The sequence below is a fragment of the Chitinophaga sp. RCC_12 genome, assembly GCF_041360695.1.
GTDB lineage: Bacteria > Bacteroidota > Bacteroidia > Chitinophagales > Chitinophagaceae > Chitinophaga.
On the sequence record NZ_JBFUPS010000001.1, the window covers coordinates 342,697 to 358,628 of the forward strand.

Genomic DNA, 15,932 nt, shown 5'->3' on the forward strand with positions numbered 1-15,932 from the left:
TTATAATTTTATTGATCGTGTATTATTCCTTTATACTTTTTGCGACTACCACAAATCCTCCGGGTTTCACCAATGCCACCGTGAGTGCCTTACCGGTAACGGGTATGGTCACCTCCTGGCTTTCACCCGGTTTCAGCGTCCGCAGCTCCAGTGAATTGTTACCATACCTGAGCTGGTAATTGCGTAGTACATAAGAAGGAAAGTCAACACGGGCAGTGATCTTAACAATGGCTTTATCTTCATTCATCTTTACCAGTTCAATAACAGCCGGAGAAAATTCCTCCTGCCATACAGGATACACCGCACGCAGTGTCCTGTCGGGCGCCACCAATCCCCATGCACGGTAACCGTTTGCATCTGTTCCGGGATACCGGCTCAGATAATCATTAAACGTCCATACAGAAGCCCCTATGAGATAATCGCATTGGCGGAAGATCTGCATGGCCCTTCTGAAATAAGCGATACGGTCTTCTTCTTTTCCACTTTGCGGCAGCCGCATACCAAATTCACTGATATAAACCGGCTTGTTGGGATATATTTCATGAATATGCTGAAGATGTGGCAGCTGATCGTTGCCATAAATATTAGTACTGATAAAGTCCACATACAGGGATGCTTCATCTTCCGGACGTTTTACAAATTCGCGCCATACATTAAAGCTGGCAAACGTAACCAGCCGACTGGCATCCAGTGATTTTACGAAAACGCCCATATCTTTCACCCAGGAAATACCTTCCGGTGTTTGCGATTGAAATTCATTTCCCAGGCTGTAGGCGATCACGCTGGGATGATTCCAGTCGCGCTCCACCATTTCTTTCAACTGCGACTGATACTTTGCCCGCATCAGCGGATCGGCCATCTGGCGTGGCGTCATTTGCCAGTTACCGGCTTCGCTGATGATAAGGAGACCATGCTTATCAGCCCAGTCGAGCATACTTTCAGATACCGGGTAATGACTGATCCTCGACAGTTCCATACTACCACTTTTGATCAGCTGCAAGTCCTTCTCCAGCACTGTATCCGGATCAATGGAACCGTATCCCGGGTAATCCAGCGGCCGGTTACAGCCGCCCATGCGGACAGGCTCACCATTCAGCAGCAGTTGCGTGCCTTTAATTTCCAGCCGCCGGATACCGAATGTTTTCCGCATGGTATCTGCGCCCGCAATCACTTCTGCTTCGTAGAGATTAGGCGCATCCTGGTTCCATAACTTCGCAGATGACAGCACGCCTTCCAGTGTTACTTGCGAAGCATTGGCAGATATTTGTTTAAAGCGGATATTATTTTTATTACCGGATTGATAGATGTTCACCTTTACATTGGGCGACAGGTAATCTTTCAGCGAAGCGATTACCTGTATACGGGCATTCCCTTTTTTCAGATCCGGTTCGGCCACTACCTTTATATTTTGTATAAAGGCTGCGGGCCGTGTAATAAGATGCACCGGCCTGGTGATGCCGCCATAATTCATCCAGGCATATAGCTGGGTGGCATTTGGCGCTTCTTTGGCGTCGCTGGCCTTAGCCCCGGGAATAGTGGTAGTATCCCACGCATTATTCACCGATACGGCGAGTGTATTTTTATCTTTTAGTAAGCCGGTTACCTCTATTTCAAAAGGCGTATAGCCGCTCTCGTGCCCGCCGGCCACCTGCCCGTTCAGCCAGATCTTTGCTTTATAAAACACGGCATCAAACTGCAGGAAGGTGCGTTCGTTTTTCTGCACAACAGGCGCATTGAACTTCTTAAAATACCAGGCCGTTCCGGTATAAAAAAAATAGCGCTTATCCACTGAAAAGCTATGTGGCACCTGTACTTTATCAAAGCCTGCTGAAGCAAAATCCGCAGCGTACCATTTATCCTGTATGCCCCTGCTCATGGGGTCTAACACAAACGTCCATACGCCACTGAGCGGCGCCTTTGAAGTACCCTGCGCCTTCAACAGGAAAGGGCTCAACAATAACACGAATAGAATATTCTTCATCTTCATTGTTCAGTATTATTTTCAAAGATCACCTGGCCGGTGTTACTATTGTTTACTTTATAAGATTGATTCACCGAGATGAAATGATTATTGGTAATTTTCAGCACCTCAATACCACTGGCATTAATGCCGATAAGTGCGTTGGAAAAAGAACAATGATCAAACTGTATGGTTCCTATTGCCATTGCTTCCGTGCCGCTGTTGCCAATCCCCACCAATCCCGTTTTACCAATGCGCGACACCCATCCGCTGGCGTTAAAGCTGCATTCCCGGATCATCACATCTTGCGGAAAAGTGGCTTCATTATGCGTGGTAATTTCCGTGCCCAGCACCAACGCAGGGTACATAATATGATCGTAGGAAACCTGCTGCAGCATAGCTTTGGTGCATTTGATAACACCCGCGCACCCGGCGATGTTCCTGAAGGTGCTGTGCGATAACCGGTAGTCATCAATGTCCCACTCGTACACCGTGACAAGCGTTCCCGCCTGTACAAAATCAGGCAGTGAATCCTGCAGGGTGATGATGCCGTAGATACCGCCGTCTCCCGCTGGTTCCAGCTGCCAGCTCACCGGCATCTTACTGACAGCATTATTTCCATTCCAAAACCCGATGCTGTCGTTTAAGAAAGGCGCTACGCCGGTATATCTTTTCCACACCCTTATTTTATTATATGCGAGCCGTTCCTTCACCTGGAAGAAGGAGCTGTGTACATTCTGCCCGTCCCAGCGCACCCCTTCCACATACATACTGTCTATTGCTACCAGCCCGTTGCAGCTGTTTATTTTCCAGGCGTCACGCGGACCTACCGCCAGTTGCCGGCCGGTGGCTTTAAATACGACCTGTTGCCCGGTGATATTTTTGCAGGCGTAAGTATGGATACCAAATCCCGCGATGTTAAACATCGAGATATTTCGGAGGACAAGATCATTGCAGTTGTTTATCGCCAGCTGGAACATGGTTTGCCCGCCAAAGTGCCATGATACTACATCTCCAACGGCAAGCCGTGATGCAAAGGCAGCGTTGTTCATCCGCATATAATTCTTTTGCTCCCTTGTTTCCAGTTGCCAGTAAAGTTGCTGCGTGGCTATCTCATCAACGAAAGTAAGACTGGGCACTTGTTTCAACATACGTGTCGCACTGTCCCATATGTTAGCAGTATAGCAACCCATTCCGTTTACAGCCGGCAATCCATCAAACACCTGCACCACTACATGCGAAGTATCTTTCTCCACCACTGTTCCCGCGGAAGCATACTGCGGATCGTTATCGAATACCAGGTTCTCCATCACGAGGTTATTGCACTGGTCGAAACGCATATGCGGCGGCAGTATCGTGTTATTCTGCTGCGGATTCTTCTTCACCAGCCACGTAGCCGGCGTATGATCCGCTGCTGCAGCTCCCTGTAAATGCAGCCCTGCATATTCCTTCAGACCAGTGTAAGCGTTCAATGCAGTGGCGCTTACCTGTAGCAGATCGTACCGGCCGCTGTCAAATAATATGGTAGGAATGTTATTTGTCTTTGCATAATTCAGTGCGTCCTGTATGCCTTTGGCATCATCCAAGCCATCGTTGGGGATGGCATGAAAATCTTTTACGTGTACGGATTGAGCGGACACGTGGATGCTCGCAGCCAGTAAGATGGCTGCTGTGGTCCTGAAAATTTTCTGTGCCGGTGTATTGTACATAATTATTCTTTTTCTCCCAGTACAACTGTTTTGCTTTCTGTTAACTTTCCGTCTATACCGGTTACGGCTAAACGGAATTTCACCGGTTGTTGTTCCGGTAACGGTACCGTAAACTCAAACGGGTAGGTGGTATCCGTGATTTTTGCTTCTTTCCCGGTATTACTGGTATAATACAGGGAGACATTTTTCAGCTTGGTATCATCGTCTTCCAGGTAGATATACAGGCGCCTGCCGCAACTGCCGAACTTAAACAGCATCGCGTGTGCGTTGCCGGTGCTGAGCCTGGTATAATCCCGGCTGCGGTTATTGGTACCCGATAATATTTGTTGCTGAAATCCTTTACCCGCATAGGTTACATCCGGAAGCGCCACGGCGGCTATGCCGTTGGCGGGTACGGTAACAACAAAGGTGCTGTCCTTGGTTTGTTGCGGCGCCGCACCGGTGTATGAAATCACTTTACTTCCGGCGGCTGGTTTTACCAATGCAGGGTTTACGGTTACCGTAGCGGTAACGGGTTGCGCCGACTGATTGGTAAATGCCAGCAATAGTTTACGATCCTTCCTGGCGGCGATGTAATTCAGCTCTGTATTGCTGATGCGCAGTAATCTTGCAGGCATCCATAGCTGCACGTTCTTATCCTGGTAAAAAGATCCTTTCTGCATACCATACATATTACTTTGCACATAGGCGTATCCTTCAATATACGCTGCGGGAAAATGAATACTTCCTTTGCTACGTATATAGGTGTCTGTTACCAGGTAGTCGAGCAGCATGGAAGCCATAGGCAGGATATGATTATAATGAAAAGAATTTACGCTCTGTTCTTTATGTTCATGCAGCGGGAAATCTGCTTTTTCATAAGCTGTAGTTCGCGCAGTGTTGATATGATACCCGGGGAAGTTCCTGTAGCGGCCTATCACGGCCGCTTTGGCTACATGGATGAGAAAGCTGTCTTTCGCATAATACCCGAGGCGCAACATCCACGGGGCATAGTTGGCCATGAAAATAGCACGGTGCCCTGTGGCGGTACCGGATGATTCCGGCGTCAGGCCTGTTTCCGAAAGCCGCCAGGCCGGTGCATTTTCCTCGGGGTAATACATGGGCTGATGTCCTTTGGATTGCAGGTACCAATACATGGGCGCCTTCCCCCCTTTATTCACGGTGATCAGGCTGTCAGGCACTGCTGGACACATCCAGGTAAACATGGTATAATTCCGGGCTCCCTGCACTGCTGCATCGAGGAATATTTTATTGCCGGTGAGTTCATACAGCTGTAAAAGCTCTATCCACCTGTTGGTATAAGTGGGCCAGAAAAAGAAGCTGCCGGAGAACGGATCATCAAAAGCAGTTTGTGGCTGGTACACCCGTTGTTCCAGGTATTGCTTTGCTTTTGTTACCGCGGCATCCAGGTATTTTTTATTGCCGGTGGCACGGTACAGGTGCATCGCGTTAATCCAGTTGTTGCCTTTTTCTTTTACATCCAGGTTGCGTATGCGGTCGTTGTTATATTCCCGCTGCATCATCTCCAGGTAAAAATCATTGGTGCTTCCTGAAAGCTCATAGAGGGCGGCTAACTCCGACAATGGCGCTACCGGACCTTTTAACCTGCGGGAAGGACTCTGGATCTTCTGGGTGCTGTCAAGGCTGAAAAGAAACTTCTCCCTTGACAACATAAACTCCATCAGCGGATACGCCCTCTTTTCAAACATCGCGGTGTCATCTCTTACCAGCGCCAGTTCCAGCGGGTTAAGACTGGAAACATTTTTTACGGCGCCCGGTACATCTGTGGAGTAAGCGCAGCCTTTGAGGCTGTCGATGAACCAGGCGTAGCCGGACATGGCATAATCCACCATATTATCCAGCGTAGCATTAAGCGAAGAAATATCATTATGCCGGTAATCGCGGAAGCCGAATACTTTTTCCGCAATCCGTTCATAAGTATTGTTGATGGCAAGTGGTTCCGCTACCAGCTGAAGTCCGAACCGGAATGTTTGCCCGGCATTCATGCGGGAGCCGTAACCTCCCGGTATAGGTGCATATACCTGTGGCTGCAATTGTTGCTGCGGGTTGAGCAGTGCAATACCAAACTGGCTGTTAGCCAGTACAGGCAACGGCTGAAAAGGAAGGTACTCCGGTGCGGCCAGCACACCAATGGTAGCAGCGCCGTCGTATACCATAGTAGTAGGCAACGTAGCCATAAATGCCGGTGTAAGGTAGGCGGCATCCGGGATCCGCTTTTCCTGCCAGATCAGTGGTTGCCATATGGCAGTGGCCTTCTCTTTTGCAGATGCCGGCGCGCCGGTATAACCAATGCTGTAATAGCCGTCCTGCAAAGGCTGGAAGCTGTACTGCAATACGGGGTAAGGTTTGGCGGAGGTGATAACATAAGCCGTTAACCGGAATTTTTGGGAAGATGGGAAACGGAAGAAAACCGTGTCTTTCTTTTGTTCAATGCTATCTGCGAGGATCTCTGTTCTTTCCCCGGCGTTAAATATATTCGCGGTTCTGTATTCTTTTTTGCTGCGCAGTATCCTGTCGTCGAAGCCGTCGCCCGCAACCGAAGCATTTATTTTCTTTTGTTTGAAGTCGGCCTTTGCGCTATCGGCTACTTTCCAGGTAAGTACATTGTATTCAACTTTTTTAATACCGGCGGGCTTTAGCGCCATACCGGGATCCGTGGCGTTATATAATACCACAAATGACGGAGCAAATGCGTACGGCCGGCCGGCAGTGGTGATAACAATATCCTGTTGGTTTACAGACACCTGGCTTTGTGCATTCACCATGTTAGCGGCTATGCACAACAATCCGATATGACCATATAGTTTTTTAGTCGTTTTCATTATTATGTGCTGCTAACCATAAAACCAAACCGCCTGTTGCGGGTATCATTATTTTCCTGTAATATTTTGTATTGATCTCCGGAGATGTGGATACAAAAGCGTTGCCATCAGGCGTATCTGTGATCAGTGTTGCTGTATATGTTATTTTTTTACTGAGAAAAGATGGTTGCAGGGTAAATGTGCTGGCACTATCAGTTCCGTTAATCACGGCTACGTACCAATCGTGCCCCTTCCTCCGGGCGAAAGCGGCCATCCTGCCTATATCGCTGCCAGGCAGCACAATGGTTTCATCCCAGGTTACCGGCAAAGTTTTCAGCAGGGGAAGAATGGGTTTATAAATATCATTATCCAGCAGAGCGACCGGGTTTTCCGCGATGCATTGAAACGGCGAATTAAACAGGTACAGCAGTGCCAGTTGATGGGTATTGGTCGTATGCCCCCGGTTGCTGAAAAAGCCGGGCGTATAATCGCCGTGCCCGCAGAGGAACCGGGTGAAAGGCAACGCCGCATTATGCCACGCCGGGATCGGTTCTTTCATAATATTCAGTTCCATGCCGCGGATACCTTCGCGGGTCATTTCGTTGGGGTAAGTTTTGCTTTCTCCGGTAGGCGCCTGGCAGCCGTGGAAGTTAACCATCAGTTTCCTGGCGGCCGTTGCTTTTAGCAAGCCCTCTTCAAATGCGATGAGTGTTTGGGCTTCGCTGTTCATGAAGTCGGTTTTAATGCCTGCCGCACCCGCCATCACTACGCTGTCGAGGAAAGCATCCCGCTGCGCGGTGTCTCTTATCTCTTTAGAGTTTTTCCATACCCATATACGTACCCCTTTCTTTGCTGCATCGCTGCACAGCGTTTTCAGCTGTTCCCATTTATGGGGCCATTTGGTTTCCCAGCCTTCATCCAGCAACGAATATTCAAAGCCCAGGACAGCAGCGGCGTTTATAAACCGCATCTCTTCTGCAGGCTCCATATAATGTTCATCTCTTGTAATCCAGCTCCATACGCTTTTACCGGGCTTTATGTAGGTGATATCGGCAAATAAACGGCTGTCGGGCTGCGGATTCAGATTTTCAATCACCTGGTTATTTACCAATGCGTTGAGGTTATCTGCATACAGGATGGTTCTCCATGGGGTGACTAATGTACCTTTCACTACAAAGCCGGTATCGCCTTCTGTGAAGTTCACCTGCAAACTGCCATTGGCGGAGGCTTTGAGCCGCATGCCGCTATAATTGTACAACGCCGCTTCAGTAATCACTGCATATTTTTTTTGCGGCAGTTCAATCACCAGCGGCTTTCCCTGGATGGGGCCTTGCGCTGACACAGTGGATAACTGACTGATGGTAGTGCGTTGCCACAACCCTGCGTACGACTGGAGTTTCCAGCTGTTGTTCCGTTCAAAATACCATACACCGTATGAAGCCGGCACAGTAAAAGCAGTTAATTCTTCCTGCACGTGTTTATCTGCTGTTCCATCTATTATATAACGAAAGGCGCAGCCGTTATCAAACATCCTGCATTCAATGGTATAGGTGGTACCAGGCTCCTTTATGGCGATCGTATAGGCAATGCCTTCCTGTGTAGCTACGGCTGCATTGAGCCGCGTAGGATGGGTTTCCCGGATCATCTCTCTTTTGGAGATGGTTATTTGCTGCACATGGACGCCGGTGGTTTTGTTGTTTACCCTGATGCCCAGTCGCGATGGCATGATCACCCACTGTTTGCCGGCCTGCAGCTGGTACAGGAGAGCGCCGTGTGCTGTAAAAAGTTTTGTGCACAGTGTTTTATGCGGACTTTGCAGCAACAGGGTATCAGTTGCCTGTACAATCTGAACAGGCAATAATAAAAGTATGATTAACAAGCACCGCATATGAACGTGAAATAATTAATACCGTATCAGTTTTTAATCCTTCAAATTAACAGCCTGCGCATCGTAACTTCAAAATATAGGGCCGCTAAAAAAGTTGGGAACATTCCCATTTCGCGGGAATGTTCCCATAAAAAGTTGCTGCTGTTACAGGGGCTTTCCCCTTAAAAGGATCTTCCCGATATACACCGTGGTTTTATCGTACTTAGCGGGGTTCCTGGTAATATCTTCCAGTTGTTTATCTCCCAGGATTTTTACTTTATCTACTTTTTCGGAAGATAGCCGGATGGTGACAGTATGAATACCGGGCGTCAGGGAGATGAACTCGTATTGACCCCGGTACCGGTTATTACAAAAGTTATTGAACCGGTTAATCAGGTTACTGCCATTGGGATCTGTTGCGTTCACTATCTTTAGCTGGCGGGCGCCTTTTACACCGGCGTCGGCGAGCCTGGCCGGCTTACCATCCACGATTACCTCCAGCTGCCCCATTTCGGGACCACCGATATCAAAAATGCCAAACATGCTGCCGTTGAATTTAAAGGTAAAGGAAGCGCCTGGCTGCGTTGCTTTCATGATATAGGGGAACCAGCCTGTAAACTGTTTTTGCGGGGAATTAGCAGTATTAACGCGGCTCCAACCGGCGCTGAATGCAGCAATATCCTGCGGCGCATACATGCCAGCATCTTCCCAGTTATTCGCTATCAGTGGTGCGGGTAATGCGGTGGAAGAAATGGCGGTGTGCTGCTTCAACTTGTTCATGCCTCTTGCAATAGCCGCTGCATACAGGTTACCGCCGGCTGTTATCGGGTGTATACCATCGCGGGAAAAAATAATTTTGCCCGGTATAGCCGTGCTGTCACTCTTCCACTCCACCTTCCCTTCTTTTACCAGTACGGATATTTCCATACCAAGATGTATGGATGGCAGCTGGTAATGATCCGCTATTTTCTCAAGGCCCTGGATGTTTTCAGGGATGCTGCCTTCCAGGTAGATTTTCGTATGTTCGTTATGGATCGTATAAATAAAGCAGATGTCGATAGTGGGATCATATTTTCGTATCTGTCTCACAATACCTTCCATTCCATCTGTATAGGCGCCGTTCACCGCAAATTCCACAAATACCAGGTCGGGGTGATATTGCAGCAACTGATCCCGGAGACGGCAGGCGCCCAGGTCAGTGCCTGTGCCGGATACGCCGGCGTTGATGCCTTTCATGGTTACCGATGGATACATTGCTTGAATATAACGGGTGGCCTGTGGACGGTAGCATTGGTTGCCCTGCGTAATGCTTCCTCCTATAAACCCGATCGTCACCGGTTTTCCAGAGGATACTTTTTGAAAGAAATGAGGCGCTCCGTTGCGCACGGTGCATTCTGCCGGGTTGTTGAAGTTGCCGGGGGCTATTAATGGCACAGTATCAGCCGGGTAAAAATATAAAGGTGAGGCGCCTGCCTGTGAAAGGGCAACGAGCTTAGCTCTTTCCGCTTCTTCTTTATGCTGTGCAGCTATTTCCAACGACATTCCCATACATAGTACCAGGATAAAATAATGCTTCATATTGCGATCAGTTGTTATCAAATGTGACAGTCCCCTCTTTCACCTGCCCGTTTCCGGTGGTGACCTTTACTTTCAGCACCGCTTCTGCTGATATTTTCACGGGATAAAACGAGCTTTCATAAGGATAGGCAGTAATAACACGGCTTTCTCCATTCAGTTGGAAGCTTGCCTGCAAGCCCACTTCTGGCGGCGATTCCAGGTAAGTGTATATGGCATCCCATCCAAACGACGACCGTATCCTGAAGGCATAACATTTGCCAATGCCGGCGCCCAGATCCAACACTTGCATGCCGTTCTTTACCGGCGGTATACTTGTCATTTCATTCTTTATCTTCAACGGGAAAGAGATAGCAGAAAATCCTTTGCCGGTGACGGACACACGCAGTTTTCGGTTGTTCACGGGAATAGTGGCTGGCGAAGCTGCGGCAGTGGTGTAGTAAGCAGCAGCCACGTTATCCTGCACAGCGACTTCCTTTCCAAGAAGGATGTCAGCGGCTACTTTCTCGTGCGATTCATTGAGTAAAAACAACCAGAAGTGGTTGTGAGAAATAGCGGTGACATAATTTACAGCCGGGTTGTTTATTTGTACCAGTCCTCTTTTCATCCAGAGGCGCACTCCTTCATCATCAAATACTTTGCCGCTGCCGCCGCCAAATATCCGGTTGTTAAACCATACGAAGCCGTCCTGCTTGCCATAGGGAAAATTCACTTTCCCCTGGGAACGCTGCATTGCTTCGGTGAGGAGGAAATCCAGTGTAAACGCCAGATGCGGCGGAATATGATGGTAATAAACAGAGCTTACATCCGGACCTTTATAAGGAAAATCCGGCTGCATCGTAATATCCGTAAACCCGGTGGCATAGTAGCCGGGATAGTTTGAAAAGCGTCCTATCACTGCATTGCGTGCATAGGTTTCAAAAATCGTCCGGTTATCTTCAGCAAATAAACGTAACAGGTGAGGCGCCCAGCTGCTCATGAATACCGGCCGCACCAGCTTGCCCGGGTCAAAGAATGTAAAGGGTTGCTCAAATCCGAGTCCTACGGGGGATACAAGGCTTTGCGGCACCTGTTTCTCCGGCGCATCGCCTTTCTTTCTTGGAAAGCCGAGGCGGTATTTCTCTCCGCCTTTCCACCACAACGTAGTGTTACCATCATAGGTACTGCCCGGATGAATCGTTTGCAGCTGCTCCTTTACTTCCGGGTACACCCTTACTCCCGCCAGCGTTTGAAAAGCAGTAGTTTCCGCAGCGCGCAGGAGGAACGTATCTTTTGTGATGTCATAAAGGTCTGTGAGATCCCACCAATAGGCGTAGAAAGATGCATTATAAAAAGGCTGCTTGCCTAATGGTGTGGTTTTAGTGCCATATACTTCCGTTGCAATGTACTCCTTCGCATGTTTCATTGCAGCCTCCAACCAGCTTTTATCTTTGGTGAAACGGTAAGCTGCCAGTTCCTGTGTCCAGGCGGGAATGTTCACTGAATAGCCTTTTGCGGGCCTGATGTTATTTCCGGGAAGCGCCACTTCCTTTAGCCAGGGATTGGCTTCGCCGAGCAATTGATGCAAGCCCTCGTAGTATGCCGTGGTAAATTGCGAGTGATAAGGACTCAGCACCAGCGACTGTTTATCTTTGTTGAACGGTGTGCCGGCAATGCCCCTCGACCAGCGGAACCCGCTGCGGGACAGTGTATACTCAATAGTGGGCAATGCCCTGCTGATGTAAAACGCTTCGTCCTTTTCCAGCACTGCCGCTGAAACCACTGCCAATGGCGCAGCCTGCACAACGGTAGGCGTCACTTTCGGATCTGCTTCGATATCGTAAAACCCCTTCAGTTCCGGCGCCCAGCCGGCGGCAGTATCGTTCCGGATCAGGTCTGTAATATTGAAAACAGTTTCTGTAAGAGAAACGGGACCTTGTATGCGATAGTCCTTTACTTTATAAATGCTGTCTGATATATACGCCAGTGCATCGTTCCAGCCAGAGGGTAATGCACCCAATGCAAATTCACGGGTGACAACCTGACCGGCAGCACGCCTGGAATCATCCAGTCCCAGCACCGGCGATAACGCTACCGGCTGTACGTTATTCTCTTTATTCTTAATGGTAAACCCCATCGGCGAAGTACTTGCTTCTCCCCAATCCAATGGAAAATTAGCCGGTGTTCCGGAAACAAAAACAGCGATCCCCTCTTTCGTTTCCATAATGGCCAGCGGCTGCGGCATCATGGCGGAAGGCAGCATCACCGGGTGATCCGGGATGCGCTGGTATTGGAACATGGGAGGCAACTGTATGGCGGATACCTCTTCTTTTTTTACTCCTTCAAAACCGGTAACAGCCAGGCTGTAATATCCCGCCTGCTTTGGTATATACGTTAACGTTAGCAGTAAATGATTACTGCCGGGCGCCAGCTGCCAGGCACCTTTCAGCGTATCTCCTGTGGCAGTCTGATAGGCAACTTCCAGTTCTTTGTCAGATAACTGCTTCACGGCAACGGGCAGGCATTCCTGTAGTGTGCCTGCAAGAAAGGGATTGGTAAGACTTTCAGACGCCAGTACCGTGAACGTTTTGCCGCGGCTTTGGAAACTACCGGAAGCTGCCGGTCCGTTCCAGGAAGGGAAGAAACTGCCAAAGCTGATCTGCGGATCTTTGGCGGTAAGCAGGAATATTTTACTTCCATCGCCCTGCGTTTGCATATCGATCCACTGATCGCCTTTCCGGATACTGTTGCTTGCTACTATCTGCCGACCGGTTGTTTGCAGGAATTGCAGGCGGAGTTTACCGTTGCTAATACCAGCGATAACAGTGCCTTGCCCGGAAATATTTTTCACACCAACTGCCGGTGTAACCGGAGCAGGTGGTATATACTTCACCGTTAGTGGCCTTATTTTAAAACGCTGGAGTGATGCCAGCGATTCTGTATTTGGATCAAAGCTGGCAGTGGCCAGGAAGATGGCATCACATCTTCCAAAATTACCCTTTGTATCCTGTAGCGCCATTACATTTTCGCCGGCATCAAGGGTAGCAGTACCGGCATTTTCCCAGTAGTAGCCCTCTTTGCCATGCTGCCCCGGTTCTTTTTCCAGCGGATGTTCGTTGATGGCTACCTGGAACAAACGCGTGCCGGGTTTATTGGCGGGATAATCCGGGGTACGTACCCAAACCGTAAATGTGCCGGCAGCTTTGCTGTTGATCACAGTAAGCGCATCCGCGGCTTTTACTTTACCGGAAAAAACGCGGAGGATAGTATTACCGGACACTTGTTCGCCCGGCACCTTTTCCACCTGCCAGCCGCCTTTGAACTGGAAATCTTCTGCTTCCAACAAGTAGCCGGTTTGCGCCTGTACTGATAATACGCTGCACAGGCATCCTATTGCAGCCAGGAATAAATATCTACTTAGCCAACAGCTCATAATTTATTTCTATTACACTCAATCCATAAGGCGCTATGTCTTCCTGGAATGATGGCGTTATTTCAGTGGCTTTTTTACTGCCATTTTTACTGATCCGGTAGCAGGCAACCGGCTTTATGGTTTTACCGGGCAGTACTTTGGTGTAATCAATGTCTATCGAACACTTTAGCGGATCGTCGTCGCTGTTCAGCAATAGCAGGAACAGCTTATGCTCTTCAGGATTAATAGCGCAATAGTAATCGAGGTAAGGGTTATCTGTTTTCAGCAATCCATCTTTCAACAACAAATCCGCACTGGTACCATACACTTTCCCGGCGGCAAAACCATAGGTTTGATGCGGCCCTACTTTCGGTGTAATAAATCCTCTCGGGAATTGAACTTTCCCGGATGAGCGCATCTCCATTTCTGCCAGCAGGTAATCGGTGATCCATCCCACCTGCCACCAGGCGTGGTGCGGATAGGGACCGGCGCCCTTATTCATTACATCCCAGTAGTAAGACGCTACGCTGGTCGCGCTGTCTACAAACGCATCTCTTCCCAAAACTGCGGCACGGGCCATGTTCAGGAACAGGGAATCGCCGGTGAGGGTGAACATGCGCACAAACATACCGGCATGACTAGCCAACAAAATGGGACCACGGTGATTGGCAGAACCAAGGATACCACCATGCTCGAAGCTGAGCCCCGCCTGGCTTATCTCCCAGTCCTGCCGTAATACACCGTTCACCTTTTTACTTTTGGTGGAAGGAACAGGGTGAGTATAAATAGAAGTTGTGTACAATTGCGCGGTACGCACGGCGGCCTGCAAATACTTGCGATCTTTTGTGATATCGTAAAGATCCAGCAGTGCCTGGGCGCTTTGCCCGGTTGCAAAATCGGGCGCAAAACGGGCATCGCCGCAAACGCCGAGGAAATGTCCTTTCGCGGTGGCATGCCGGATGAACCAGTCGGCGCCACGTTTAGCAGCATCAAGGTATTTTTTATCTTTCAATATTTTCCAGGCTACTATCAGCCCGTAAAAAGTAGGACGCAGGTCTTCCACTTCCGTAAACATTTCCTTTTGCGAAGCATGGTCGTAAGCCACTGCCCATTTCCCTTCGGGCGCCATCCAGGCCAGCAGCTTGTCGGCCGCAGATTGCAGCTCCTTCTTTAATACCGTATCGCCGGGATTAAACAGCAGGATATTCCCCATGTCCATCATCATGTAATAGGTAAGGCCAATGGGTTCTACATACGGTCCCCATTCTTCTGTAAATCTTTTACTTTTTGTGAGGTAGTATTGTCCTGCTGCTGCGCCGTGGAAAAAGCCGGGCGTGTGATCCTGTTGCTGCAATTTAAAGTTGCGCGCATAAGGCAGGCGGGTTTGCTGCAGTACGCTGTCGCCGGTGATGCCGGCCAGCATCCACATAGCGCCATAATCGGAATTCTTCATGGCATCCTTTTCCGATCCATACACACCCCCCAGGTAAGATTGTGCGCCGATATCGATTCCTTTATAATTTTCGATGTTCCATAATGATGTCTTATTATTCACTACATATTTGTGCATGGACAAGATGCGGCTGGTGAGTGATTGCCGCGTTTTTTTCAGCGCCAGGAAATCGTTGAAATGGTAGATATCGTTCACGGCGTGCTTGAACACCGTGTACCAGCCCGCCTTCTGCAGCGAGTACCTGAAAGAAAAAGTTACCTTCTCCCCTCTTTTCAGGAGGGAGCCTTTTTCTCCCAGCACCGGGTGATAGAGTGTAGGTGTAAGCGATGCCTTCCTGTTCATAAGGGAAAGGCCAAGCAGCCAGTCGCTCTGCGTATTCGTGTCATTTTCCCAGGGATCCCTTCCGGTACCGGGGGCGGGTATTACCGCCAGCGTGAGGTTATTTTTGGTTTGGATGAAAGGCGACAGGGTAGCTGCCGTTCTCTCGCGGACAATCACCGGTTTATCGGGGATGCCCTGCATATAGGCGTATGCTTTTATAATATCTTTCTCCACCGCATTACTTTGAAAGTATCCCGGTATGCCTCCCCAGGCCAGTTCGTTTTCCGGAACGGTAGCCAGCGTGGGGGTTGCCAGGGAATAGTAGCCGTCTTCCTTTGCCTGCAATGATATTTCCACCAGGATATCTGTTTTAAAGACTTTATCCAGTTGCCAGGAGGAAGTAACCGTAGCCTTATTATTTTCCCCCGTGAAAACCAGCTCCCCGTTATTTTTTTTAACGGAAGAAGGATAGAAATAGATGGCCTCGCCGGCAGTATTCATGGGAACGGGTTTCAGGGCCGCTTCCCATAAAGGAACAATGTATTTGTATTGCGGCTCCAGGAAGCTGCTCTTCTTACCCGACTTATCATATATTGTGATGGGCGTGTTTCCGGGCTTCTCTTTCGCATACAGCAGGGTGTATTCGCCACTGGTGTGCGGCAGGGATTGCCCGTGAACGGCCACCTCTTTAATATGCCATTCCCCGTTTTTGCTGGTCCAGGAAAGCCGCAGCGCGTTATTGGCCAATGCGGTTTGTTGCTGTGCCGGTGCAGGTATACAGCAAACACACACTGCATAAAATAAGATACCGGCTGATAATATTTTTCTCAAAGG

General features: G+C 49.1%; 7 protein-coding genes. All 7 read right to left on the minus strand.

The genetic code is table 11. The annotated features are described in order from the left end of the window. Positions 1 to 22: 22 nt before the first annotated feature. Positions 23 to 1,981, minus strand: coding sequence for a glycoside hydrolase family 2 protein (locus AB6805_RS01500; protein ID WP_370907696.1), 1,959 nt, complete (start codon positions 1,979 to 1,981; stop codon positions 23 to 25). Positions 1,982 to 1,983: 2 nt separating this feature from the next. Continuing rightward, positions 1,984 to 3,669: a hypothetical protein gene (locus AB6805_RS01505; RefSeq protein WP_370907697.1), complete on the minus strand. Its 1,686-nt coding sequence runs from the start codon at positions 3,667 to 3,669 to the stop codon at positions 1,984 to 1,986. Between the two features lie 2 nt (positions 3,670 to 3,671). Further along, positions 3,672 to 6,512, minus strand: coding sequence for a hypothetical protein (locus AB6805_RS01510; protein WP_370907698.1), 2,841 nt, complete (start codon positions 6,510 to 6,512; stop codon positions 3,672 to 3,674). Beyond that, the gene (locus tag AB6805_RS01515; protein WP_370907699.1) at positions 6,499 to 8,370 is read right to left on the minus strand and encodes a glycoside hydrolase family 97 catalytic domain-containing protein; all 1,872 of its coding nucleotides are present in this window, start codon (positions 8,368 to 8,370) and stop codon (positions 6,499 to 6,501) included. The genes AB6805_RS01510 and AB6805_RS01515 overlap by 14 nt, the downstream gene beginning before the upstream one ends. Before the next feature lie 153 nt (positions 8,371 to 8,523). Further along, positions 8,524 to 9,936 carry an SGNH/GDSL hydrolase family protein gene (locus AB6805_RS01520; protein WP_370907700.1) on the minus strand — a complete coding sequence of 471 codons (1,413 nt, stop codon included), beginning with the start codon at positions 9,934 to 9,936 and terminating at the stop codon, positions 8,524 to 8,526. A 7-nt stretch (positions 9,937 to 9,943) separates the two neighbouring features. After that, positions 9,944 to 13,345: a hypothetical protein gene (locus AB6805_RS01525; protein ID WP_370907701.1), complete on the minus strand. Its 3,402-nt coding sequence runs from the start codon at positions 13,343 to 13,345 to the stop codon at positions 9,944 to 9,946. Next, entirely contained in the window at positions 13,326 to 15,929 is a 2,604-nt protein-coding gene (locus AB6805_RS01530) for a glycerophosphoryl diester phosphodiesterase (protein WP_370907702.1), read from the minus strand. The genes AB6805_RS01525 and AB6805_RS01530 overlap by 20 nt, the downstream gene beginning before the upstream one ends. Between the last annotated feature and the right edge of the window lie 3 nt (positions 15,930 to 15,932).